We start from the raw sequence: 26,180 nt of genomic DNA, 5'->3' as shown, positions 1-26,180 counted from the left end.
ATGCAAGAGAGTAAAAATTATATTTTAAAAATTGATTGTTCCGATGAAAAAGGTCTGATCTACCGCATTGCGGATGTGGTGTTTAAGTACCAACTGAACATCATCAAAAACGACGAGTTTGTTGACCGTGATAACGGTAAGTTTTTTATGCGCGCAGAACTCAGTGGCGAAATGAATATGAATGCGTTTAAAGGCACCCTTGAGGCGATGTTACCTGCCCATGCGGACATTTATGTCGCCGAAGCGCGCAAAAAAGACATCATTTTGATGGGTACGAAAGAGACGCACTGCTTGGGCGACATTTTGCTCAAACATGACAGCGATGATCTCAATGCCAATATTTTGGCGATTGTTTCCAACTATGAGGATCTCAAAGGTCTAAGCGATAAATTCAACATTCCGTTTCATTGTGTCAGCCATGAAGGGTTAAACAGAGCCGAACACGAAGCAAAAGTGCTGGAAGTGTTAAGCGCTTATACCGTGGATTACATCGTTTTAGCCAAATACATGCGCATTTTATCGAGCGAATTTGTGGGTCATTATGAAGAGAAAATGATCAACATTCACCACTCATTTTTACCCGCCTTTATCGGTGCGAATCCGTACAAACAAGCATTTTCTCGTGGTGTGAAGATCATCGGTGCCACGGCGCATTTTGTCAATAACAACCTTGATGAAGGTCCGATCATCGCGCAAGATGTCATTCACGTTAATCACGAAATGACATGGAAAGATATGCAACGAGCAGGCAGAAATGTTGAGAAAAACGTGCTCTCCAATGCCCTAGATTTGGTGTTTGAAGAGCGTATTTTTGTGCATGACAACAAAACGATCATTTTTTAATCCTATACGCTTTTTGGGCAAAGCCCGAAAAGCTACGTTGCACTAGGCACTAAAGCTAGCCTCTTGCGAGGCAGAAATAAAAAGCCAACAGTTTTTCTTGTTAGGAGATTTTTTTTATGTTTAACATCGTTTTAGTTCACCCACAAATCCCGCAAAATACGGGTAGCATTGGACGTATGTGTGTCAATGCCGACTGTAAATTGCACATCATCAAACCAACCATGTTTGAGATCAGCGATAAGACCGTGAAGCGTGCGGGGCTTGATTATTGGCATTTGTTGGACGTTACGGTTTGGGAGAATTTAGAGGCGTTTTTAGAGGCGCATCGCGACAAAGTAGATCATTTCTTTTTTGCCACAACCAAAACGAAAAAGACCTATTTTGAAGCCTCGTTTAAACCAGGCGATTTTCTCTTTTTTGGTGGTGAATCCACGGGACTTCCGATGGAGCTGATGCAAATGAAATGGGAGAATGCCATCACGATTCCGATGGGAAAACTGGGTAGAAGCCTTAACCAAGCCACGTCTGCTGGAATTATACTCTACGATGCGATTCGTCAAAATTTTGAAACGTTTAAGGCGACATCTTTAGCCTAAAAAGGAGTTTACTATGAAAAAATCCTTACTATTTTTAAGTCTCGTTCCTCTTCTCGCAATGGCGCAGATGAGCATTACGACCAACGAGCATGTCTCCGAGGCATTGACACCGGATGTTTTGCGTGCTCAGATTGGGTTTGAAGAAGAAAATAAAAGTGCCGATGTGATTAAAGAGCATCTCAATGCCATTGTTGCTTCGGTGAAGCAGTTTGACCCCAAAGGCGAATTTTGCCGTGGTGGTGGCTATTACCTAGCACCTCGCTACACCTACAAAGATCAAAAACAGATTTTTAATGGCTACGGTGGCACGCTCTCGTTTGGATGCGATTTTAAGTCCATTGAGCATTACAATACGCTTTTATCGGCTCTGAATAAAATCAAAGCGCCAACGGTTCTGATCAATCAAAGTGCTCTCACATGGGATGTAAGCCTCAAAGCTCGCAATAGCGCGCGTCTTGCGATGCGTACTTCGTTACTGCAAATGGCGACGGAGCAAGCACTCTTTTTCTCAAAAGAGACAAAGATGCGTTGTGAAGTCAGTGCCGTTGCTTTTGAAGGGACAGCGCCTGCTCAACCCGTGATGATGAAAGGCATGCTCTCCCGTTCAAATGCGTCTTTGAAGGAGGAGTCAACTCCTACAGAAGCACCTATATTGCGTGATGAAACGCTCACTTTGGATGCGACGGTCAATTACACGTGCGTGAATGAAAAATAGACGTGAAAGTGCGTTAGTTTGAAACTCCACGATATTCTCTTCATTGGCGCGGGTGCAAGTGCGTTGATGGCGGCCAGTCATCTTGAAGGTCACGATGTCGCACTCGTTGATGCAAACCCAAAAATTGGCATGAAATTGCTGATCTCGGGTGGCGGCAAATGCAATCTGACCAATCGTTTTGCGACGGCTGAAAATTATCTGGGTGATCCAGCGTTTATTGCACCGATTCTGAGTGCGTTTGATGCGGCTTCCACACTCTCTTTTGTGAAAAAACACCGTTTGAGTCTGGAAGAGCGTGAGCATGGGCAGATCTTTTGCGCTAACAGTGCAAAAGAGTTAGTCTCTATTTTTGGTCGTTTGAGCGCTTATGGTACCTTTTATCTCTCCACTAAAGTTTTACATGTAAAGAAAAATGACCACTTTGTTGTCATGACAGATAAAGGCGAAATTCACGCCAAAAAAGTGGTCGTTGCCAGTGGTGGGCTAAGTTATGCCAGCATTGGTGCCAGCGATATTGGCTATAAAATCGCGGAATCATTTGGTCATACGATCATTTCCCCTTCACCTGCACTGGTAGGTTTAACCCTTCAAAAAGAGCAATTTTGGATGAAGGATCTGAGTGGAATTGCATTGCCTGTGATTTTACATGTAGAAGGAAAAAGCTTTAGCGAAAACCTTCTTTTTGCGCACAAAGGCATTAGTGGTCCCTCTGTTTTGAGCGGGTCGTTGTACTGGAAAAAAGGGAACATTACGATCGATTTTCTCCCGCACATTCAGAGCATGCAAACGCTTTTTAAAGAGCAGAGCAAAAAGCAGATTATCACCGCGTTGGGGCTTCCAAAACGCTTTAGTAAAGCATTTTTAGATGCCATTGGCATGGAAGACAAAGTGCTTTCAAAACTCACCGCCTCTGAGCGTGAGATGCTCTCTTCGCTCAAAGCTTATACCTTTGCCCCTGCGGGCAATTTTGGCTACACCAAAGCCGAAGCGACCAGAGGCGGTGTTAGCACTTCTGAGATCAATCCTGAAAACTGTGAAAGCCTTACATGTAAAGATCTTTATTTTCTTGGTGAAGTGATGGATGTGACGGGCGAACTGGGTGGTTTTAACTTCCAGTGGGCATTTGCGTCGGCTATGCGCTTTGTAAAAGGTTTCATTTTTTGATACAATTAAGGTAACTTAAGAGAAGAGGTGTGGTGTGAATAGAACGGCACGTGTGCATTTGCGCGATCCTAGAACTGTCTTGGTCGTCGTTTTTGTGCTCTCTTTTGTACTGTTAATCTTGAGCATTTACAACCTTCATACCTTAGAGTCCGAAAAAGAACGGGCAAAAGTCTATACAATCGCTGCTAATTACAGTTATGACATCAAATTTAACCTCGATCGAGCACTCTCGTCAACCTACACACTCCAAGCTTTGCTGACTCAAAATGATGGTGGATTTATTCGCAATTTTGAAGAGATTGCTGAGGAGATTTTACCTTCTTATCCTGGTGTGATTGAGCTCGCGATTGCCCCTCGTGGCATCATCCAACAAGTTGCTCCACTTCAAGGCAACGAAAAAGCACTGGGGCTCAACCTTTTTGAAGCTAAAACCCAAAATAAAGAGTCTTTTTTAGCACGCGAGAGCGGTAAGTTGACCTTGGCTGGGCCGTTGGACTTGACACAAGGGGGCATTGGTCTGGTGGGGCGTCTGCCCATTTTTGAAGATAGGGATAATAAAGAGCATTTTTGGGGATTTGTCGCTGCGGTGATTCGCATCTCTGAAATTTTTGATAATGCAAAAATTGCGCAACTCGACCAAGAAGAGTTGATGTATGAAATGTGGCGCATCCATCCTGATAGCAAAGAGAAGCAGATCATTTTAAGCTCCACACGCACACCGCTCATCGATCCTGTGGTCTATACATTTGATGTGCCAAATGGCACATGGACGATTGCCATATCGCCTGAAAAAGGGTGGGGGAGTCCAGTTCTTTTTATGGCGCGCGTGCTGATGGCGTTGATGTTTGCCCTGATGTTAGCCTATATGGCAAAATTAGTGGTTGAGCTCAAAATTACGAAAGTGGCGCTTGAATCTCAGGTTCTTCAAACAACAGGCGAAAAAAATGTGTTGGCGCGTCAATTTGAGGTACTCTTAAATGCAATTCCCGATCTGATTTGGCTCAAAGACCCTAATGGCATCTACCTTTTTTGCAACAAAGCGTTTGAGCGTCTTTATGGAGCCAAAGAGCATGAGATCGTGGGAAAAAGTGACTATGATTTTGTGAATTTTCAACTAGCAGATTTCTTTAGAACACACGATATTATCGCGATGGATGCCAAAGAGCCTGTGCGAAATGAAGAAGAGCTGAGTTTTAAAGAAGATGGCTACAACGGGCTTTTTGAGACGATTAAAACGCCTGTGTTTGATAAGAACAGTGAACTCTTAGGTGTTTTGGGTGTTTCGCGTGACATTACGGCACGCAGGGAAGATGAAGAAAAAATTCAAAAATTAGAGTATTTTGATCCACTCACATCGTTACCCAACAAGCTTCAACTGCGCCTTCGCGTGGAGCATGATCTTAAGATCGTTCAGCACCAAAATGAGCAGTTAGCGGTTCTTTTTATCGATTTTGACCACTTTAAAAATATTAACGATACTTTAGGACATGCCATAGGCGATGAACTTTTGGTTAAGGTTTCAAAACGCCTCAAACCACTTTTACGTCAAGTCGATACCCTCTCACGTCAAGGCGGCGATGAGTTTGTCGTGATCTTGCCAGGGGTCAGTGTGGATGATGCCGCGCACATGGCAAAACGCTTGCTTCAAGCGATTGAACAGCCGATTAAGTTGGATACTAATGAGCTGATCGTGACCGCTTCCATCGGAATTGCGCTGTACCCTAATGATGGCGCTGACATCGACACGCTCTTTAAAAGTGCGGACGCGGCGATGTACTTGGCTAAACAAAATGGCAGAAACAATTACCGTTTCTTTACCTCTGAGATTCAAAGCAGGTCAGCGCGTATCTTAAGCTTGGAAAATGCGCTTCGTTACGCGCATACCAGAGGCGAGTTGAGTCTTCATTACCAGCCACAAATTTCGCTCAGCGATGGCAAAATTGTAGGTGTTGAAGCATTGATTCGTTGGAATCATCCTGATTTTGGGATGATCTCTCCGGTGGAGTTTATTCCGATTGCAGAAGAGAGCGGTCAGATATTGTTGATTGGTGAATGGGTGATGCGCACCGCCGCAACGAGGATGAAACAGTGGATGGATATGGGCTTTCCTGCGATGAGTGTGGCGGTAAATCTCTCCGCCGTGCAGTTTCATCATGCGCATCTCTCCAAATTGGTGAGTACGATTATCGATGAAGTGAAGCTTCCGCCATGGTTTTTGGAAATCGAGTTGACCGAGAGTGCTGCTGCTCAAAATCCACTTCATGCGATTGAGACGATGAATGAACTCTCTGAAAAAGGGATACGTCTTTCCATTGATGATTTTGGTACAGGGTACTCCTCTTTGAGTTATTTGAAATGTTTTAAAGTCTATAAACTCAAAATCGATCAGAGCTTTATTCGTGATATTGGCATTGATCCAGAAGATCGTGAGATCGTTAAAATTATCATTGCTTTGGGAAAAAGTTTGGGGCTTAAAACGATCGCGGAGGGCGTTGAAACCAAAGAGCAGTTAGACTTTTTAAAAGAAAATGGTTGCGATGAAGCTCAAGGGTACTATTTTAGTGAACCCTTGAACGTAACGGACATAGAAGCGCTTTTAAGAGCGCCTGAGATTATTTTACGTAAGAACAACAGTAACTAGCACATGTCTTTACATGTAACGTAAACAAGGCATTAGCAGGCACTTCAAAGATTGCTTTTTCATGAATGATTAAAGGCTCTTTTTGGTTTGGAAGCTCCACGCTCAGCTCACCACTTAAAAACTCCATCACTTCGGCTACGCCTGTGTTAAAGGTGTAGTCACCTACTTGCATAAAACCGAGCGTTTTGGTGGAGCCGTCATCAAAGGTGAGGGTATAACTGACCACTTTGCCATCAAAATAGACATTGGCTTTTTTCGTAACGGTAACGTTTTTAAATTCCATTTTTTTCCTTTATAGGGTTTAGAGATGACGTAATTATAATGATTTTTGGCTTGTAATTTCTTTTTCATTCTGATTCACTATAATTAGCCATCTAAAACTTTGGAGCGTGCTTGATGATGAAAATAGCGGAGTTAATTAGTGGGTATGAGAAGTTTAAAGATACCAAGTTTAAAAAATACGAAAACAAATTTTTGGACCTTGTTAAAAATGGGCAACATCCAAAAGTTTTATTTATCGCCTGCAGTGACTCTCGTGTCGATCCTGCCTTGATCACCAACTCAGCTCCTGGAGAGCTTTTTGTCCTACGTAATATTGGCAATTTTGTCCCTCCCTTTGCTCCCGATAATGATTACCACGCGACGGCGGCGGGCATTGAGTATGCAGTTTCTGTTTTAGAAGTCACGGACATTATTATCTGCGGGCATTCGCATTGTGGGGCGATTGAGACGATGTACACCAAGATCACCGATATTAATTTAGTCCATGTCAAAAAATGGCTAGAACTGGGAATGGATGCTAAAAACTACGTGACGCAAAAGCTTATCAGCCAAGATGTGACACAATCTGAGAGGCTAGAGCTTACGGAGAAAATTTCACTTCTGTTTCAATCCAAAAATCTCTTAACGTATCCCGATGTCGAGCGTCGTGTTAATGAAGGCGAGCTTTTTATTCGTTCATGGTATTATCATCTTGAAACGGGTGAACTGGAGTATTTTAACACCGAATCGGGTGAATTTGAGCCCATGATCGGTAGTGAAAATTGATGCGTTGGAGTCTGCTTTTTATTCCGTTACTCCTTTCAGCACTCGACTTTAAAGTCGCAACGTACAATGTCGAAAATCTCTTTGATGCAACCAAAAATGGTAGCGAATACAAAGAGTATCAGCCCTATAACAAGCATGGCTGGAATGAGGCGATGTTGCAGATAAAAATAAACAATCTCGCTCGTGTGATAGGCGATATCAATGCTGACATCATCGTTTTAGCCGAAGTTGAAAACAAAGCGGTGCTTCAAAAACTCAACACTGCCCTTGGAGACAAAGCATATCCTTACCTCTTTTACCCTACTAAAAAAGAGCGTGTTTCTATTGATACAGCACTTCTCTCACGTTTTCCCATCGAAAAAAGTTCTACGATTGCGTTGCCCAATCAAGCCAGAGGCATTCACCGTGTTAGCGTAATGGTTGATGCAAGACCGTTGGATCTTTACATCAACCATTGGCCTGCGTACATCGAAAAAGAGGATGAGCGTTTAGTCTATGCTAAAACACTGCATACAATTTTGGAAAAAGAGAAAAGTCGTGAATATATTGTATTGGGCGATTTTAACTCCCCGTATCAAGAGCAAAAAGGGCACTGGGGTATGGGACTTATCACTTTTTTGCAAGCAGGCGATCAAAAGGCTCTTTTGTACAACCTTTGGTATGAACTTCCGCAAAACAGGCGGTATTCTCACAGTTATGGCAAGCAAAAAAATGCGTTAGATCATATCATTATCCCCAAATCACTGATGGATCGTAAAAGCATTGAGTACACGCCTTCCTCCTTTAATGTCTTTATCCGCCCTTACATGTTGGATGAAAATGGCAACCCCAATCGGTGGCAAATCAGTAATAAAGGCCGTGGCGAACACCAAGGTTCTGGCTTCTCAGATCATTTCCCGATAACTGCAACTTTCCATACGCTAAAGGATTAAGTCACAAAAATAACACCTTTTTAAGCCCTTTATTTTTATAGTTATCCATTATATTTATCATAAAGGATTTAAAATGATTTGTGCTGAAAAACTTCAACGTTTAATGATGGCGGTGGTCTTGTTTATTGCATGCTGTTTGATGAGTGTTGGCTCGATTTACGGTACGATTTTGCTAGGATTTGTCATTGCAATGACAGTTGTCTGGGCGATTACCGATTTTTGTCCTTCCATTTGGCTCTTTTCAAAGCTGGTAGGTCACTGCAAACGTAGCCATTAAGCGCACTCAATCCCTTTACATGTAAAAGGACGATTTAACCTCTCTTTGGTTAAAATGAGATCAAATTATTTACATGTAAAGGTCGATCAATGATCAAACCCCTTTTGATAGAAATAGGCGTTGAAGAGCTCCCCGCAATCCCTTTTTTGAAAGAACTTCCCCATATTGAAACACTCTGGCTTGATATTTTAGAGAAAAATGCTCTAGCATGCGCGTTTAACTTTTACTACACGCCACGCCGTTTAGTGCTCTGGCATGAAGCATTCCCGACACAGCAAAATGAGCGTGAAGAGGAGTTCTTTGGAGCACCTTTAAGTGTAGCACTTAAAGAGGGCGCACCAACGCCTGCCGCACTTGGTTTTGCTAAAAAATGCGGTGTTGATTTTAGTGAAATCTCCCGCGCAATGAAAGACGGCAAAGAGGTTCTTTACTATAAAAAAACCATTGCAGGACAGAGTTCCAAAAACCTTCTTAAGGCGATGATCGAACAATTTATCAAAGGGCTTAACTTTGGAAAGTCCATGCGTTGGGGCTTTTTAGAAGAGCATTTCATTCGCCCGATTCGCTGGATCGGCTGTATGATGGGGGATGAACATGTGCCTTTCTCTCTTTTTGGCGTAGAATCCACCCCATTTTCGTATCCGCACCGCACCATTTCGTATGAGCCATTTGCGTATATGTTTGCAGGGGATTATTTTGAGCGTTTGGCGGAGCGTGGTGTTGTGCTTTATCCGAATAAACGTGAAGAGATTATTTTAAATGATTTTAAAGCGATTGAGCTCAAAGAGGGCGTGCATATCGAAATCGATGAAGATCTTTTAGCCGAAGTTGTGGCGATTACGGAGTATCCAAAAGCGCTGATCGGCAGTTTTGAAGAGCGATTTTTACGTTTGCCACCCGAAGTCATCATCACTTCAATGAAAGAGAATCAACGCTATTTTCCTGTCTTTAAAGATGGGAATCTGACCAACCGTTTCATCGTTGTTTCCAATGCAATCAGTGATGATTATGACCTGATCGTTCGAGGTAATGAAAAAGTACTTCGCGCCAGACTTTCTGACGCACTTTTCTTCTTGGATAATGACCTTAAACGAGGTCTGCGTTACGAAGGGCTTAAAGACATTACCTATCTGGATGGATTAGGCTCACTTCTGGATAAAGAGCTTCGCGAAAAAGCGATTGCGACGTACTTAACGAATAAATATCAAAGCACACTTCTGTCTCAAAACACGCGCTTGAACTTTGAACGTTTGCAAGAATTGATGGACAAATCGGTGATGTACAGCAAAAGCGATCTTTTAAGCGAGATGGTCTATGAGTTTACGGAACTGCAAGGTTTGATGGGTTACTACTATGCGATGGCGATGGGTGAAGATGAACTTTTTGCCCTTGCACTCAAAGAGCAGTATCTCCCAAATTCGGAAGAGAGTGCGCTTCCAAGCACGCTTTTTAGCGCGATTGTAGCGCTTTCGTATAAACTGGATTCTTTGATCGCGCTCTTTAGCATCGACAAAATTCCAACGGGAAATAAAGACCCGTACGCATTGCGCCGTGCGGTCAATGGCATCGTTAAAATCGTTCTCAATCAAGGCATCGCGTTTGATATTAAAAACGATCTTTTTGCGCTGAGTCAATCGTATAAAAGCTTTGATTTTAACGTGCTTGAGACCTTCTTCTTAGAGCGCATGTATCAATTCTTTGATGTCAATCCTTCGATTATCACCGCGGTTATTAGCAGCGGCGAGCGTGAGATTGTGAAGATGTCTCAAAAGATAAAAGCGCTCTCTAGCATCGTTCAAGATGATGGGTTTAAAGAGATGTTCTCAACCTTCAAACGTGTTGCCAACATCATTAAAAATATGGACGTAAAAGAGCAAACGCTTGTGGATGAAACACTCTTTGATACCACCTACGAAAAAGAGCTTTATGCTGCTTTTAATGCAGTTGTATCAAAAGAGTATGCCTCTTTTGAAGAGAATTTAGACGCACTTTTTGCACTCAAACCTCAAATCGACGCCTTCTTTAACAATGTCATGGTTAACACAGAAGATGTAAACGTCCGAGCCAATCGTTACAATCTGATTGCTTCGATTTACAATGCGTTCAAAGCCATTGCCGATATTAAAGAGATTAGTATTTAAATCCTGTTTGGAGTCTAAATCCCTTTGGACTTAGACTCTTTTACTCCTTCACAACGCGAAAAAAGAGAAAAATGTCAGTCAGTAAACGCATCAAATACTTTAAACAGCTCGCCATTTTACTCACCATCTTTTGGACACTGCTGACAACTTGTTTTGTGATCTATCAATTTTACAACGAAGAAAAACACATTGAAGAGAGCTCGTTAGAGAAAATCAAAGGGGTTGCTGAACAGTCGGTTGCCTTTATTTATTGGGCCTATGAGCAAAAAGCAAACGCGTTGAATGATGAGCAAAAGTACACCATTCGCAGTAATTTCTCCCTTAAAGAGCTTCTCGCCGTTCTTGCAAAACACAATGATATGGAACTTGATATTTCCTCTTCCACAAAAACACTCAATCTTTCACCCTCAGCTTTAGATACCGTGCTTAAAGTCAAAGAGCGTAAAGAAGATGGCTACATTGTTTTTGAAAAAACAGGGGAGAAACACCTCTTTTATGTCAAGCCGATGTTGGCGAGCAGTGCGTGCATCTCGTGTCACGTTCACCATGAATACACGGTGGGATCGTTGATGGGGTATACGACGCTTCAGATGAAAGTGCCGACGTTTAAAGAAGCCAATCCTCAAACCTTCTATTTTCTCATTGTGACCTATCTTGGGACATGGCTTTTGGGACTTTTTGCCATTTGGTGGATTCATGCGCGCGGTCGCGACTATCTTAATGAAAAAACCAAAATGTACGAGGAGAGTATGTATGCCCTCGTTGATATGATGGAAAAACGTGACAGCTACACCGCTGGACACAGTCAAAGAGTCGCCGAATACGCAAAAATGATTGTCCTTGCCATGGACTATAGCAGTGATGAGGCGGATTTTATCTACAAAGCTGGAATGCTGCATGACATCGGAAAAATCGAAATTCCTGATGCCATTTTGCTTAAACCCGATAAACTCACCGAAGTAGAGTACTCCCTGATCAAACGCCACGTGACGGCAAGTTACGAGTTACTTTCACGCGAACCTTTTACGCTTCTTGCCGAAGTGGTGTTATCGCACCATGAACGCTACGATGGTGGTGGTTATCCGCATGGGCTTAAAGCGGAGCAGATTCCTTTTTTCTCACAAATCATTGCCGTAGCAGACGCATTTGATGCGATGACCACCAATCGGGCGTATCGTAAAAGTTTAAGTCGTGAGGCGGCTTTGGCTGTGTTAAACGAGGAGAGAGGAAGGCAGTTCCATCCGCTCATTGTCGATGTTGCCCAAGAGATTTTTATAAAGGCAATTCTTCCTGAAAATACAACCCAGATGCCAAAAGATCTGCTCGAAGAGATGCGGTTTTCGTACTCTTTTCGCGATCAACTGACCGGCTTTTACAATGTCAATTACCTCAAATTTATCTTCAACCATGCCCAAGATTATCAGTTAAAAGTCTTTCAAATGGATCATCTCAACTGCACGGATTTTGCGGTGTATAACAAAAAGCACGGCTGGAAAAAAGGCGATGAATTGCTATGTTTGATCGCAAAAACGATCTCTACTATCTATCCTGACGCGATTATCGTACGTGTTCACAGTGACAATTTTTTAGTTTTACATGTAAACGAAAATGAGCCCATTGATTATGCCAAAATCGATCGTTTAATGCGTGAGCATGATCTCGTGATGCAGTATCAGCATGTGACCTTTGGCATCGATGAAGCGTTAAGCGTCGAAACATTGGAAGATAAACTACTTCATTTATAGAACGCGGTATAATTGTACGTATAAATTACGAAGAGGGGCTTTGAATGCGTTTGACTACTTGTCCGTTGGACTGTTTTGATGGGTGCAGCATCGCTGTGAACGAAGAGCTCAAACTCAAAGGCAACAAAAGCCATCCCATAACGCAAGGCTACCTCTGCCACCACTTGAATCACTACCATACCTTTGAACGTATTGAAGAGCCACGGTATTTGGGGCAAAGCATTAGCATGGAAGAGGCTTTGAGGATTTTAGAAGAGAAGTTAAGAGCACATGAACCCTCCAAAACGCTCTATTTTAAAGGCAGTGGAAATCTTGGCGTGATGCAAGGTGTCACCAAGCGCTTTTTTGCTGAGCATAAGGCAGTTCTCGCTTCCGGGTCTCTTTGCGATGAAGCAGGAGACGCTGGGGTAAATGAGAGCAGAGGGGCAAATTTGTGCTTGTCACCTTTACATGTAAAAGAAGCTGAAGTTGTCATTTTATGGGGTCGAAACCCTACGGTGACCAACTCACACATGCTTCCTGCCCTCAAAGGTAAAACTCTAATCGTGATCGATCCCATTAAGATTGATCTTGCTCAAAATGCCGCACTTCACATCCAAATCAAACCCAAGGGAGATCTTTACTTAGCCCTCTTACTCTGTCGTTTGATCGCGATAGAAGATATGGAAGATCAAACGTTTTTAAACGAACGCACGCTTAATCCTAAAGATTTTTTAGAGTACATTAGTGGTATTCCGATGCGAAAACTGCTCGATAAATCTGAGGTTCATTTAGACGATGTGGGTGCGTTATTGCGCTTGATTCAGGGTAAAAAAGTCTCTATTTTGGTTGGCATTGGTGTGCAAAAATACAGCTTTGGTCACAGTGTTTTACGTGCCATCGACGCTTTTGGTGCGATGCTTGGACTGTTTGGAAAAGTGGGCTGTGGCGTGAGCTATCTCTCCAACAGCGGTTTTGGCTTTAACGCTCCTTTTAAAGTAAGCGCTAAAACAGAGCCTCTGCCCATTGCTAATTTTGGTAAGTACGATCTCATCTTCATTCAAGGAGGCAATCCTCTGAGTCAAATGCCCTGTACTTCAAAAGTGAAAGAAGGGCTGGATAAAGCCAAATGCATTGTTTACTTTGGTTTGCATGAAAATGAGACATCAGCAAAAGCGCATCTCATCATCCCTGCCAAAAGCTTTTTAGAAAAAGAGGATTTGAAACTGAGTTACGGGCATCACTTTATTGGACGAATGCCAAAGCTGGTTGAAAGTGCGCTGGGCATCAGTGAGTACGGGTTGGCTCAGGCAATGCTTAAAGCGTTTGGGCATGAAGCATTGCAGAGTGAGGAGAGCATTATTGAGGGTGTTATTGCTTCTAATAGCACCCTCAAAGAGGGTTTTTTGATCTCGAAAACCTACGAAGATCTGCCCTATGAAAAAACCTTTTACACACCAAGTGGAAAGTTTGAATTTTTAGATGAGTATGAGGATGAACCGCTGGAAGAGGAGGGCTTTTTTCTGATTGCTGCGAAGCAAAATAAGTCGCTCAATTCACAGTTTGTTACCGATGACTACCTTTATGTTCCACGCTCTTTAGGCTTCGTGCAAGAAGATCGCGTCAGACTGACCAATCGTTATGGAAGTTGTGAATACTCCGTGATGCCGAGCGATACACTGCGCGATGACTGTCTGTTACTGTATAGCGGTGCTAAAAATGCGAACCAACTCACCCCGCACGCGATGAGTCAAAAGGGACAGTGTGCCATTTATCAAGAGATGAAAGTGAAATTGGAAAAAGTGACATGAACGATATGGAAATTTTACTCGATGATGCTCTTTTGCTCGTGGAGCAAAACTTCTACTTTTTACACATGGGCGAGTTTTTAGGCAAGCTTACCAAAACGGAAGACCTGAGTGATCGCAGTCTTTTTGTGGTGAAAAAGTATGAAGATGACAAAGCGTATTACTTCAATGCTGAGATCATTCAAGAGCTTTTAATCAATGCGCGCCAAACCAAAAAAGAGGATATTTCGCTCTTTGAGTATTTTGTTGAGTTTAACGCTTTTCGCGGCATCTGCATGGCGATGGTGGAGAGCCTTCGTTTTGAAAGTCCGTTTAAAATCTTTATGCAAAAACTCTTTGGTGAACAGTACGAAAACTTTTTTGATATTGTCTCGTTTGTGCGCAATGTCCTTTCGCATAACATTCACTCCGAGATTCGCCTCAATGAAAAAGATTTTGATGGCACACTCAAACGCATTCGCCGCATGGGGCGAAAAGCTGCTATGACCTTTGCCTTTCAATATTCGCTCAACCTCCCAGAACTAGGCGCTCCCAATGATGCGTATATCTTTACATGTAAGATTGATTTTGAAAGCCTTGAAGAGGGAATGCCCTTTTTGGAAATACTCACGATGTGGGATCTTTTGATGCTAAGCGAGCTCTGTTTTAACTTGGTGATGACGTACCGTATGAAAGAAGAAAAAGCGTTAAGAGAAGAAGATGAGGAGATTTGGGCAGAATGAAATTCTGCCCAGATAAAGACTAAACCGCTTCGTTATCAAGCTCACCGGTTCGGATGCGAACACTTTTTTCAACGTTGGAAACAAAGATCTTTCCATCACCGATTTTGCCCGTGCGTGCACTTTTTACAATAACGTCAATGACTTTGTCAACGAGTTCGTCAACAACAACCACTTCGATTTTAATTTTTGGTAAGAAATCAACGACATACTCAGCGCCTCTGTAAAGCTCTGAGTGTCCTTGTTGTCTTCCGTAACCTTTGACTTCGCTTACTGTCATACCTGTGATGTCAAGCTCTGCAAGAGCGTCTTTAACGTCTTCAAGTTTGAATGGTTTGATAATTGATTCGATTTTTTTCATTTTAGATCCTTATTATCTTAAGTTGAAGGCTTTTTCGCCGTGCTCTACTTCATCCAAACCTTGAGACTCTGCATCCGCACTTACTCTTGCACCACCGGTTAAGATAGAAGCAATTTTAAAGACAATCGCTGTAGCGATCGCTGTATAGACGATAGTTACGATGATACCTTCGATTTGAATCATGACTTGATCCGCGTTACCATAGAGTAAACCTGTACCTAGTTCATTGACTTCTGGGTTTGCAAAAATACCCGTAGCAAGTGCGCCCCAGATACCAGCAACACCATGAATTCCAAATGCGTCGAGTGAGTCATCGTATTTAAGTGCTTTTTTCAAGCCGTTTACACCGTAGAATGCAACGATACCAGCAACCGCACCAATAATCAGTGAAGCGCCTGTGTCAACAAAACCTGCCGCTGGAGTGATCGCAACAAGACCTGCAACGATACCAGAAGCGATACCTAAAAGGGTGAATTTTTTATACGTAATGTATTCGATGGTCATCCATGAAAGCGCTGCAATCGCTGCTGCTGTGTTGGTTACAAGGAATGCACTCGCAGCAATACCATCCGCACCTAATTCGCTACCTGCGTTGAATCCGAACCATCCGAACCATAACATACTCGCACCTAGCACTGTAAGTGTTACAGATGAAGGGAACATCGCTTTACCGTAATCGGCACGTTTGCCTAACATAAGTGCGATAACAAGACCAGCAACACCTGCGTTGATGTGAACAACCGTACCACCAGCGAAGTCAAGAACGCCAAGTTTTGATAAAAATCCGCCGCCCCATACCCAGTGAGCAACAGGAGCGTAAACCGCTAAGATCCAAAGTGCTGCAAAGATAAGCCATGTTGAAAATTTCAATCTCTCAATTATTGCACCACTTGCAAGCGATACGGTGATACCCGCAAAGGTCATTTGGAACGCTACGAAAAGAAGCACAGGAATGTTACCTGTTGCCCAAATATCAGTCACCTTGATGCCACTTAAGAAGAGGCTGTCAAAACCAATGATGCCACCAATATCGGTACCAAACGCTAACGTGTAGCCTGCGATTACCCATACAATGGATGCAACAATGTATCCCATAACACTCATCGCAATGGTATTAAGCAAGTTTTTAGAGCGAGACATACCGCCATAAAAAAGTGCCAAACCTGCTGGGGTCATAAACATAACAAGCGCAGTTGCTGTTAAAACCCATGCCGTGTTTCCTACGTCAAGTGTTGGAGCCGCTTCTGCGACCTCGGCAGCCGCTTCTTCAGCAGCCCACAATGTTGATAACGGCAACAAAGTTGCGAGAGAGAGTAGTTTACTTCTCATGAATTCCTCCTAATAATGTTGAACTGATGAAATTGTATCACTTCACGGATTTTAATCTACGCATACCACTGATTAAAATTTAATCAGTTTGAAAAAAGAGACCCTTTTTCTTCAAATTTTTAACAACAAGCTATAATACTATCCTAAAATAAAAGAGGACATGAATATCAATGAATTACATGCTATGGCTCTCCGCAGGACTTTTTCTCGTTGCCTTGTTTACATCTAAAAATCGAACGCGCACACGTAAGAGTGCGCTCATTGGTGCGGGAACTATTTTCATTTATATGCTACTCAGTGCTTTTTACATTATCTCAAACTATTTTACCGGAGAAGGCATTAACGATGCTGTGATCTTTCACCTGCGCTACGGGCTAGAAGGTTCAGGGTTTGGTGATTATTATTTAATCATTGGTATCGGCTTTGGACTCTTAATTGCTAGCTTAGCCCTCTCGATTTTCTACTATCGCTTGGTCAAAAACGATGTCTTTGAGCATCATCAGAAGCTAAAATACGCACTTTCTCTGAGTGCATTAGCCCTTTCTTTGGTATTTCATCCTACGGTGCGTTTTTTGGGCGAAAGTGCGCTGAAAGCCATTGGTATTGAAAATCCATTGAGTCTTCAGTATCGTTTTAGCGACTATTACCAAGACCCTGTTTTAACGCCTTTAAGCGAAGAGCATCCCAATTTGGTCTATATTTTTGCTGAGAGTTTTGAAGAGACCTATTTTGATGAGACGCTCTTTCCTTCGCTTGTAACGGATTTGCGCGCTATTAGGGAGCAAAGCATTACGTTTACACAGATCAAGCAAGCCCTTGGCACCAGTTGGACGATCGCGGGGATGACGGCGGTGCAGTGTGGCATTCCTTTGGTCACACCCTCAGCAAACGCGCACTCACCGCAGGGAAACTCGATGTCCAAGATGAGTACGTTTTACTCAGGGGCAGTGTGCATGAGCGATATGCTGCACAAAGAGGGCTACAAACTGATCTACCGTAGCGGTTCCCCTTTGGAGTTTGCAGGTGTCGATAAGTTGTACCGTACCCACCACTTTGATGACATCAAAGGCATTAAAGAGCTCAAACCTCTCCTCACCCATTCTAGCTATCAAACACCGTGGGGATTGTACGATGATACGCTTTTGGGGCTTGCGATGAATGATTTTAAAAAGCTCTCCAAAAGCAAACAAAAATTTGCGATGTTTCTCTCCACGATGGACACGCATCACCCTTACGGGCATGTCTCTAAAAGTTGCAAAACACAAAAATATCAAGATGGCAGTAACTCGATGCTGAACGCTGTGGCATGTTCGGATGAGTTGATCGCAAAATTTATCAAGCAAATTGGTGAATCTCCGTACGGCAAAAATACGATCATTGTGGTCGCCTCAGACCATCTTGCGATGCACAATATGGCGATAGAGACACTGATGAAGGGTGAGCGTCGTAATCAATTGATGATTATCGATCCTCGTTCAAGCAGTGCTCAAACGGTGGATAAAGCTGGTACGACACTGGATATTGGAGCAACACTTCTGCCTTTTTTAGGCTATAAAGCAACACTAGGATTGGGGCGCGATCTTTTAGGAGAGGAAGAGTCGCTCGAGGCTTCCTTGGATGCGTTTGATAAAATCTTAAGCGCTTGGTCGAAAGAGTTAAGCCGTTTTTGGGAATTTCCAAAAATAGAGCAGGAGTTGGTGCTAGATACAACGAAAAACAATCTCAAAATTGGCAAAACGCTCTATAAATTTCCTATTTTATTACGTTTGAGTGAGAACTTGGAAGTGAGTCCTTTCTTTGAGGTTAAGCTGAAGTTTTTTGAGACGGCTAAACTCTTTGGTTATCTGCACGATTACCATGCGAATGATGCCTTTTTATGGGTCGATAAATGTTCTCGCCTGAGTGCATTGGAACCTGAGAGTAATGTCAGCGCTAAAGGCAAGTATTGTTACGCGCTTGGAAAATTGGGCGCGGAGATAAGCTTAGAGAATTTAAATGCCCCTAAAAAGCTTAGTTTAGAGGTTTTAAACCAAACACTCACCCTTCCGTATGAAGATGAAAAAGCACTCATAAGACGGGAAAATTTGATGAAGATAGAAGAGAAGTAAGCGCTTACTTCTCTTTACATGTAAAGTTATTCGGCACGCTTGAAGAAGCGGTCGCCGTAGAGGTTTATGATCAGTCCTAGGACGATTAAAAACGCTGCAAAAAGCTTCCATGTGGGCAGTGTTTCGCCTACTAAAAGAGCTGAAGAAGAAAATCCAACGACAGGTACTAACAGCGTAAAAGGGGCTACGGTTGTAGCAGGGTAGCGACTGAGTAGCCAACTCCAGATTCCAAAACCAAAAAACGTAACGGGATACGCAAGATAAGCAATCGCGCCGATACTTTTACCTGAGAGATGCGTAAAGATCTCAAAACTCCACAGATGCGACTCAAAGATATAGGAGAGTACCAGTAAAAAAGGAAGAGAGATAAAACTTCCCCAAACCACGAGGCTGAGCATATCTACCTTGCCAATTTGTTTAGAGACGAGGTTGCCAATCGCCCATGAAAGAGCGGCACATTCGACTAAAAAAAGTCCCAAAAGATTAACATCGCCTCCTGCATGAAACCCTACAAACACAATGCCCGAAAAAGCAATGATCGCTCCTACGATTTTAGCCAAGCTCATCTTCTCTTTGATGAAAATGACCGCTAAAATGGCGGTAAAAAAGACTTGGGTTTGAAGGGCAAGTGAGGCAATGCCTGAGCTTACCCCTGCGTACATTCCTGAAAACAGAAAGGCAAAATCGAGGATAAACATGCTCAACGAATAGAAAAAGAGCATTTTCCAGGAGGTATTTGCCGGTCTTTTAAAGAAAAAGATCGCAGGAAATGTTGCAAAAAAGAAGCGTAAAAACGTCAGCAAGAGAGGAGGAATCTCTGTGAGTGCGACTTGAATCACCACAAAATTGACTCCCCAAATGATGACCACGCTCAGGGCAAGCAAAATATGTCTAAGAGGCATTAATGCTCACTTTTAACGGTTGCTACTAGCAAGTTTGATGCCAAAGCCAACGAGTGCGACGCCTGCAAGGCGTGTCGCGATAGTGCGTGCCAGAGGAAACGCTTTGAGTTTGCGTGCTAAAGTATTGCCCAAAAGAACCAAAAGTGCTTGGTAAATAAGGCTGATAAGGCTTACATGTAAGATCATCGCGACTAAGGTCACATTGGTTGCATCGGGGCGTAAAAAGAGTGGAAAGAACGCCACAAAAAACAGCATGACTTTAGGGTTGGTGATGCTCACAAAAAACGCCTGTTTAAAATAGACCAAAGCCGATTTTTTAGGCTCAATTTTTCCAGAATCAGGTTCGATTTTCGCACGCAATAATCCAATGCCTAACCAGACCAAATACGCCGCGCCAAAGTACTGCAATAGCTCAAACAAAAAAGGATTTTGCTGCATTAAGGCGGCAAGTCCTGCAAGGGCTGCGATCATAAAAACAAAATCACCCAAAAGTGTGCCAAAAACTGCACCCATTCCCGCTCCCACGCCATTACGAGCCGTGGCATTTAAGATCGCAATGGTTCCAGCACCAGGGATAAGTTGAAAGAGTACAATCGCCACAATAAAACTGTAATAGTTTTGAATCTCAAACATACAGCCTCCTTAGTAAAAATTGGCTTCATTATACTACGACTCACAAAAAAGAACTGCCTCTTTTTCGTCCTTTTTTTGTCATATATTTTTCTTATAATGTCCAAATAAAGCGTGACTTTATCAAGAATGCCATAGAATGTGACATTATAAGATTTATGAATATGATCTCATCGATACGAATACGGGGCAAGGGGAAGTACATGAGCGTTAATCTACTGTTAATCGGGGCCAATGATGCCACCACGGCGGAGCTTGTCTCTTTGGTGGATGCAACACTTTCGACCACCGCTGTTTACCAAAAAGCTACTTTAAGTAACTATCACAATTATGATGCTGCCAATTATGATCTCATCGTCTGTTTTACGAATCGTTATGATGAAATGGTGAAGCAATATGGCAAAGAAAAAGTGGTTGCCGTTGAATTTGTGCCACCCACCGATTTTTTTGTGGGGGTGAGTCGCATCCCTGAGGGCGAAAATGTCATTATTTTCAACAACAGTACTTCGGGGGCGAATGTCATGTTGAAATTTCTCAAATTTTACAAACTGGATCACGTCACGTATCAAGTAATTCCGTTTGATGAATGCAGTGACACACAGACCAGAGAAGCTTTAAGTAGTGCAAAATACATCATCGGAACCGATGGGTATGTCTCTTCAGGCAAAGCGCTTTACACCAAATACAGCCATCTTTTACGTCCTGATGTTCACGTGATGCCAAGTCCTCCACGTTCGGCAACGGCTGAGAGTGTGAGCGCTCTAGCGCAAATTGTCACGGCGATAAACAGCGATAAAGCGCTCCAAGAGGCGCGTGACATCTCTAAAAAATTGGCGGAACAGACCAAAGAGATTTCACTCATTACCCAAAGTGCTTCTCAGTCCATCGAAGATACCGCCAATACGATCGTGGTAGTCAACACCAAACTCGCCGCTGAAGTTAAAAATGTCCAAGTCACTAACGGTATGGCAAAAGAGCTCAGTGAAGCGGTTGAGCAGATCGGCAACATTACGACCGCGATTAAATACATCGCGAGTGAAACCAATCTTTTAGCGCTTAATGCCACCATCGAAGCAGCGCGTGCGGGAGATCATGGGCGTGGATTTGCTGTAGTAGCCAGTGAAGTGCGCAAACTCTCCGACCAAAGCAACAAATCAACCGATAACATTCGCATTTCCATCATGGATGTCCAAAAGGTCGTTGATCAAATCGTTCCTGCACTGCAACGCACGGTGGATGAGATCATCAAAACGCAAGCGGAGGTCGAGCGTATTAGCCTCGCCGCCCAAGAAGAGAGCCGTGCGATGAGCGAGATCATCAAAAAGCTTCAAGTCATTGTCGATGTCTCTGAAGCGCTCAATGTCGCAGAAAATCACCCCGAATAATCTTTACATGTAAAACGAAAGAAGCCCTCAAAACGCTTCTTTCTTCTGCGTTTTCCTCCCTTTTTGAGACGATCATAATCAAGAGTGTGTTAAACTTTTAGCGTAATTTTTTAAAGGAGAAACGATGCGTTTTTTTAGGACACTGTTAAGTCTTGCCGTCCTTATGGCGACAAGTGCGTTAGCAAAAGAGATCAATATAGGTCTTATCTTACCGATGAGTGGCACCCTTGCAGGGTATGGGCAAGTGGCGTATGAGGGAGCTGAGCTTGCAAATGCCCTTCAACCCAAACTGAAAAATGGCGATAGCGTCAAGCTCATTTTAGTCGACACCAAAGGCGATAAAGTCGAGTCTGCCAACGCGGCAACCAGACTGATTACTTCCGATAAAGTCGTGGGAATTATTGGTGAGATGATCAGCACCAACACCGCTCAGATTATCTCCATTGCCGATAAAAAACAGATTCCCGTCATCGCACCTGCTGCGACCAATGATAAGCTGACCGAAAATCGAGTGTTTGCAAACCGCGTCTGTTTTAGTGACTCGTTTCAAGGAACCGTTGTTGCCAATTATGCGGCAAAAGATTTGGGCTTGAAAACGGCTGTGATCGTGACCGATCAAGCGCAAGTCTATTCACTAGGACTCTCCAAAGCCTTTACGCAAGCGTTTGTTAAAAACGGCGGCAAAGTGCTCAAAGAGATTCGTATCAGCTCTGGCGATAAAGATTTTAAAGCCGTGGTGGCTCAAGTCAAAGCGCTCAACCCCGATTTTGTCTTCTTGCCTCTGTATCACACCGAAGCGTCGATGATGACGCGTCAGGCGAAGCAAATTGATCTGAATAAACCATTCTTCTCAGGCGATGGCGTTGCCAATCAGACCTTTATTGACCTAGGTGGCGAAGCGGTTGAGGGCTACATGTTTACAGACTTTTTCGACCACAGCGCACCTCCAACCAATAAATCCAAAGATTTTATCGCGGCGTATGAGAAAAAAACAGGTAAAAAAGAGGTCAACTCTTTTGTCACACTTGGCGCCGATGCGTACAATGTCATGGTCGATGCGATGAACCGTTGTGCCAACCCAGAAGACAGCGTTTGCATCAACACTGAAATTCGTAAAACTTCCAACTATGAAGGTGTTTCAGGCTTTATCTCCATCGATGATAAAGGCAATGCAACCAGATCTGCCGTCATCAAAGAGATTAAAGGTGGCAAAGCCGTTTACAAATCGACAGTCAACCCTTAGTCTTACATGTAAAAACCAAAGGGGCAGCTTGCCTCTTTGGACGACTCAGAACCCTTTAGCCTCTCCTTACCAAAAATTTGATACTATAATTCTAGTTATAACACACTAGGAACTCCATTTGGCAACACTTCAAGAACTCATAAAAGAGAAAATTTTAGTCATCGACGGTGCGATGGGCACACAGATTCAAGCCTTAGAGATTGCGCCTGAGCAGTGGGAAGGCAAAGAGGGCTGCAACGAGCTTTTGAACGTTACATGTAAAGAGGCTATCTCAAAAATTCACCGTGGCTATTTGCTTGCAGGCGCGGACATCATCAAGACCAACACCTTTGGCGCATTGCCGTGGGTTTTGGACGATTATGGCATCGGTGAGAGAGCCTATGAACTCGCCCGTGCCGGTGTTGAGATCGTAAAAGAGGCGTGCGCATCGTTTGCAACGCCTGAAAAGCCACGTTTTACCGCCGCTGCCTTTGGACCAGGGACAAAACTCCCCTCCTTAGGGCATATCGGTTACGATGAGATGTTTGAAGGCTACAAAGAGGCGGCACGCGGTGCGATTGATGGCGGATGCGATCTTTTTCTCATTGAAACGGCACAAGATCCGCTTCAAATTAAAGCTGCTTTGCATGCGATACAAGACGCTCAAACATCTTTACATGTAAAACTTCCTATCATGGTTTCTGTGACGATTGAACTCAGTGGAACGATGCTGATCGGAACCGATGCAACCACGATTGCGGCGATCTTAGAGCCTTTTGACATCCTCAGCCTTGGCTTTAACTGTGGCACAGGCCCTGAACAAGTTGAAAAACATGTTAAAACGCTCAGTTCCGTTTGGAGTAAGCCCATTAGTGTACACGCCAATGCAGGACTTCCTCAAAACCGTGGTGGTTACACCTTTTACCCGATGGGACCTCGTGAATTTGCGGAACTTCAAGAAAAATTCACCGAAATTGCAAGCGTTGCGATTCTTGGAGGATGTTGTGGTACGACGCCTCAGCATATCTTAGAGCTTTCCAAACGTGTCGAAGGTAAAAAGCCTCTTACGCCCAAAGGTGAGATGCCTCGTAGCATCGCCTCCTTGTTTGAAACAAGAGCTTTAAAACAAGACCCAGCACCGTTTCTCATTGGTGAGAGAAGTAACGCCACAGGTTCCAAAGCCTTTCGTGAGTTACTGCTTGCCGAAGACTATGATGGCACACTGAGCGTTGCGCAACAACAAGTCAGAAGTGGCGCGCATGGCATTGATGTGAGTGTTGGTTTTGCAGGACGTGATGAGCACAAAGACACCAAAGAGGTGATGGGGCGTTATGTGCAAAAGATTCTTTTGCCATTGATGCCAGACACCACGCAAGTTCCAGCTCTTGAAGTCGCACTCAAACTCATTGGTGGAAAGCCCATCATCAACTCCGTGAACCTAGAAGACGGCATCGAAAAATTCGATAAAGTCTGCTCTTTAGCGAAGCGTTTTGGTGCGGCACTCGTATGTCTGACCATCGATGAAGTCGGTATGGCGAAGAGCAAAGAGCAAAAGGTCGCGATTGCGGAGCGCATCTATACTTTAGCGACCGAAAAACACGGCATTCACCCCGAAGATTTGGTGTTTGACTTGCTTACGTTTACCGTGGGCAGTGGCGATCCTGAGTACCATACGGCGGCGATTGAGACCATCGAAGCGATTCGTGAATTTCACGCACTGCACCCCGAAGTGGGTTTTGTCCTTGGTGTTTCAAACATTTCTTTTGGTTTAGCCAAACACGCGCGTGAATACCTAAACTCCGTCTTCTTACACCATTGTGTCGAAGCAGGGCTTAGCATGGCGATTGTTAATGTTAAAAATACGCTTCCGATGCACAAGATCAGTGATATTGATAAAAAAATCTGCGAAGATTTACTGTTCAACCACCGAGAGGAGGGCGATCCACTCTTTAAATTCATTGACCATTTTGAAGGGGTTGTGGAGAACAAAGACGAGAGCGATGCGGCGTTTCTTGCGATGGATACGAAAGAGAAAATCTCAACCCTGCTCATCGATGGCGATAAAGAGCGTATGTTACTGCTTTTACCTACCGCAAAAGAGGAAATAGCCGCAGAAGTCATCGTCAATGAAATTTTGATCGATGCGATGAAAGTAGTCGGCGAGCTGTTTGGCAGTGGAAAGATGCAATTACCATTTGTCCTCCAATCGGCTGAAGTGATGAAGGCTGCGGTGGATTATCTGCAACCTTACCTTCCAAAAACGGAGAAGAACACCACCACCACGCTCATCATCGGAACCGTCAAAGGCGATGTACACGATGTCGGTAAAAACCTTGTGGACATCATCTTAAGTAACAACGGTTTTAAAGTCATCAACATCGGCATCAAAGCAGATTTAGACACATTTTTAGAAGCCCTCAAAGAGCACAAAGCCGATGCCATCGGTATGAGCGGACTTTTGGTGAAGTCGACCAATGTGATGAAAGAAAATCTTGAAGCGATGCAGAAGATGGGCATCACCATCCCTGTTATTTTAGGTGGTGCGGCACTGACCGATAACTTTGTGGAAGACTTTTGCCGTCCGATTTACGATGGGCCGATTTATTACTGCAAAGACGCGTTTGAGGGCATAACGGCGATGTCGCGCATCGAAGCGAAAAATTATGATACCTCTTTTAGTCGCATCGTTCTTGAAAACAGTGTCAATCGCGCCACGAAAGAAGCCAAAGAAATTCCACCGTTTCATGAGCTTAAAATGCCAAGCCGTGACATTGCCATCCCGACACCACCCTTTTGGGGCAGACGTGTGTTGAAAACTGACGTCAAAGAGCTTGCGTTTTCGTGGATCAACCACAAAATTCTTTTTGCGCAACGTTGGGGTTACAGTGGTAAAGGGCAGAGCAAAGAAGCGAAGCAAAAACAGCTGGATGAGGTTTTGTGGCCAACATTTGAGCGCATCAAAGCGGACATCGAACGACTGGGACTTTTTGAGCCGACGTTGATTTACGGTTACTATCCTGCACGATCAAGCGAAAACAACCTCTATCTTTTTGATGAGAGCGAGGGGTATTTTAGTGAGTCACAGGTAAATCGTGAGAGCATCGACGCCATCAAAGCGCGTGCCATTAAGACGTTTGATTTTCCACGTCAAAACAGAAACCCGTACCGAAGTCTAAGTGATTTTATTCACCCTGATCGTCACGATGTTTTGGCTTTGACGTGTGTTAGTGCGGGTTCAAAATTTTCAGCGTATGAGAAAGAGCTTTACGATGCAGGCAATTTTACTGAGTACTTTTTTGTGCATGGACTCGGTGTTGAACTGGCTGAAGCATTGGCGGAGATCGTGCATAAACAGATACGCCTCGATCTTGGCATCGCAGAGCTTGAAGGGCATAGTCTGCGCGATGTGCAGATGAAGCGCTACCTTGGGTGTCGCTACTCGTTTGGCTACCCAGCGTGCCCTGCCTTGGAAGATACGCAAATCATTTTTGATCTGCTTAAACCTGAAGAATTTGGCATAAATCTCAGTGAAACATTTCAGATTCACCCCGAGCAAAGTACCACGGCGATCGTGATGCACCACAGGGAGGCTTTATATTTTAATGTCTGATGTATAATGAGCTATACAAAGGATAA

At 43.6% G+C, this 26,180-nt stretch carries 21 protein-coding genes; 16 read left to right on the top strand and 5 right to left on the bottom strand.

The window, feature by feature from the left end; all coding sequences use genetic code 11:
• The 5 genes from purU to SHALO_RS09525 all read left to right on the top strand — a co-directional run bounded on the left by purU (position 1) and on the right by SHALO_RS09525 (position 5,959).
• Complete coding sequence (purU, locus tag SHALO_RS09545; RefSeq protein WP_069478324.1) at positions 1-843, top strand: formyltetrahydrofolate deformylase; 843 nt, start codon at positions 1-3, stop codon at positions 841-843.
• A 116-nt stretch (positions 844-959) separates the two neighbouring features.
• Positions 960-1,439, top strand: coding sequence for a tRNA (cytidine(34)-2'-O)-methyltransferase (locus SHALO_RS09540; protein ID WP_069478323.1), 480 nt, complete (start codon positions 960-962; stop codon positions 1,437-1,439).
• A gap of 13 nt (positions 1,440-1,452) precedes the next feature.
• Complete coding sequence (locus tag SHALO_RS09535; protein ID WP_069478322.1) at positions 1,453-2,154, top strand: SIMPL domain-containing protein; 702 nt, start codon at positions 1,453-1,455, stop codon at positions 2,152-2,154.
• Positions 2,155-2,172: 18 nt separating this feature from the next.
• Complete coding sequence (locus SHALO_RS09530) at positions 2,173-3,318, top strand: BaiN/RdsA family NAD(P)/FAD-dependent oxidoreductase (protein WP_069478321.1); 1,146 nt, start codon at positions 2,173-2,175, stop codon at positions 3,316-3,318.
• Between the two features lie 34 nt (positions 3,319-3,352).
• On the top strand, positions 3,353-5,959 hold the full coding sequence (locus SHALO_RS09525; protein ID WP_069478320.1) for a bifunctional diguanylate cyclase/phosphodiesterase: 2,607 nt from the start codon (positions 3,353-3,355) through the stop codon (positions 5,957-5,959).
• Here the strand turns inward: SHALO_RS09525 and ppnP are convergent.
• Positions 5,931-6,242 carry a pyrimidine/purine nucleoside phosphorylase gene (ppnP, locus tag SHALO_RS09520; protein ID WP_025345251.1) on the bottom strand — a complete coding sequence of 104 codons (312 nt, stop codon included), beginning with the start codon at positions 6,240-6,242 and terminating at the stop codon, positions 5,931-5,933. The genes SHALO_RS09525 and ppnP overlap by 29 nt on opposite strands.
• Positions 6,243-6,358: 116 nt before the next feature.
• On the opposite strand from ppnP, the gene SHALO_RS09515 reads away from it, so the two are divergent.
• The 7 genes from SHALO_RS09515 (at position 6,359) to SHALO_RS09485 (ending at position 14,610) form a co-directional block, all read left to right on the top strand.
• Positions 6,359-7,006, top strand: a complete 648-nt coding sequence (locus tag SHALO_RS09515) for a carbonic anhydrase (protein WP_025345250.1) — start codon at positions 6,359-6,361, stop codon at positions 7,004-7,006.
• Positions 7,006-7,938 (top strand): endonuclease/exonuclease/phosphatase family protein, encoded by a 933-nt coding sequence (locus tag SHALO_RS09510; RefSeq protein ID WP_069478319.1) that lies wholly within the window; start codon positions 7,006-7,008, stop codon positions 7,936-7,938. Before SHALO_RS09515 ends, SHALO_RS09510 begins: the two co-directional genes overlap by 1 nt.
• A gap of 73 nt (positions 7,939-8,011) precedes the next feature.
• On the top strand, positions 8,012-8,215 hold the full coding sequence (locus tag SHALO_RS09505; RefSeq protein WP_069478318.1) for a phosphoribosylaminoimidazole synthetase: 204 nt from the start codon (positions 8,012-8,014) through the stop codon (positions 8,213-8,215).
• Positions 8,216-8,304: 89 nt separating this feature from the next.
• Positions 8,305-10,356, top strand: coding sequence for a glycine--tRNA ligase subunit beta (glyS, locus tag SHALO_RS09500; protein WP_069478317.1), 2,052 nt, complete (start codon positions 8,305-8,307; stop codon positions 10,354-10,356).
• A 71-nt stretch (positions 10,357-10,427) separates the two neighbouring features.
• The gene (locus tag SHALO_RS09495; protein WP_069478316.1) at positions 10,428-12,101 is read left to right on the top strand and encodes a bifunctional diguanylate cyclase/phosphohydrolase; all 1,674 of its coding nucleotides are present in this window, start codon (positions 10,428-10,430) and stop codon (positions 12,099-12,101) included.
• Positions 12,102-12,145: 44 nt separating this feature from the next.
• Positions 12,146-13,891, top strand: a complete 1,746-nt coding sequence (locus tag SHALO_RS09490; RefSeq protein ID WP_069478315.1) for a molybdopterin-dependent oxidoreductase — start codon at positions 12,146-12,148, stop codon at positions 13,889-13,891.
• Entirely contained in the window at positions 13,888-14,610 is a 723-nt protein-coding gene (locus SHALO_RS09485; protein WP_069478314.1) for a hypothetical protein, read from the top strand. The genes SHALO_RS09490 and SHALO_RS09485 overlap by 4 nt, the downstream gene beginning before the upstream one ends.
• Before the next feature lie 19 nt (positions 14,611-14,629).
• On the opposite strand, the gene SHALO_RS09480 is transcribed toward SHALO_RS09485, so the two are convergent.
• Both SHALO_RS09480 and SHALO_RS09475 read right to left on the bottom strand, forming a co-directional pair.
• On the bottom strand, positions 14,630-14,968 hold the full coding sequence (locus SHALO_RS09480; RefSeq protein WP_025345241.1) for a P-II family nitrogen regulator: 339 nt from the start codon (positions 14,966-14,968) through the stop codon (positions 14,630-14,632).
• Between the two features lie 12 nt (positions 14,969-14,980).
• Positions 14,981-16,297, bottom strand: coding sequence for an ammonium transporter (locus SHALO_RS09475; RefSeq protein WP_069478313.1), 1,317 nt, complete (start codon positions 16,295-16,297; stop codon positions 14,981-14,983).
• A gap of 170 nt (positions 16,298-16,467) precedes the next feature.
• Between SHALO_RS09475 and SHALO_RS09470 the strand changes: the two genes are divergently transcribed.
• Positions 16,468-18,405 carry a sulfatase-like hydrolase/transferase gene (locus tag SHALO_RS09470; RefSeq protein ID WP_069478312.1) on the top strand — a complete coding sequence of 646 codons (1,938 nt, stop codon included), beginning with the start codon at positions 16,468-16,470 and terminating at the stop codon, positions 18,403-18,405.
• Positions 18,406-18,431: 26 nt separating this feature from the next.
• Here the strand turns inward: SHALO_RS09470 and SHALO_RS09465 are convergent, their stop codons facing one another.
• Together SHALO_RS09465 and SHALO_RS09460 are read right to left on the bottom strand one after the other, a co-directional pair.
• Positions 18,432-19,307 carry an EamA family transporter gene (locus SHALO_RS09465; RefSeq protein ID WP_069478311.1) on the bottom strand — a complete coding sequence of 292 codons (876 nt, stop codon included), beginning with the start codon at positions 19,305-19,307 and terminating at the stop codon, positions 18,432-18,434.
• Between the two features lie 12 nt (positions 19,308-19,319).
• A complete protein-coding gene (locus tag SHALO_RS09460) occupies positions 19,320-19,940 on the bottom strand; it encodes a LysE family translocator (RefSeq protein ID WP_069478310.1) in 621 nt (206 codons plus the stop codon).
• Positions 19,941-20,140: 200 nt separating this feature from the next.
• On the opposite strand from SHALO_RS09460, the gene SHALO_RS09455 reads away from it, so the two are divergent.
• The 3 genes from SHALO_RS09455 (at position 20,141) to metH (ending at position 26,154) form a co-directional block, all read left to right on the top strand.
• Positions 20,141-21,322: a methyl-accepting chemotaxis protein gene (locus SHALO_RS09455; protein ID WP_069478309.1), complete on the top strand. Its 1,182-nt coding sequence runs from the start codon at positions 20,141-20,143 to the stop codon at positions 21,320-21,322.
• Positions 21,323-21,446: 124 nt separating this feature from the next.
• Positions 21,447-22,565 (top strand): ABC transporter substrate-binding protein, encoded by a 1,119-nt coding sequence (locus tag SHALO_RS09450; RefSeq protein WP_069478308.1) that lies wholly within the window; start codon positions 21,447-21,449, stop codon positions 22,563-22,565.
• Between the two features lie 172 nt (positions 22,566-22,737).
• Complete coding sequence (gene metH, locus SHALO_RS09445) at positions 22,738-26,154, top strand: methionine synthase (protein WP_238585325.1); 3,417 nt, start codon at positions 22,738-22,740, stop codon at positions 26,152-26,154.
• Positions 26,155-26,180 lie beyond the last annotated feature (26 nt).

The sequence above is a fragment of the Sulfurospirillum halorespirans DSM 13726 genome (assembly GCF_001723605.1).
Taxonomy (GTDB): domain Bacteria; phylum Campylobacterota; class Campylobacteria; order Campylobacterales; family Sulfurospirillaceae; genus Sulfurospirillum; species Sulfurospirillum halorespirans.
This window is presented reverse-complemented; position numbering and strand designations above follow the sequence as displayed.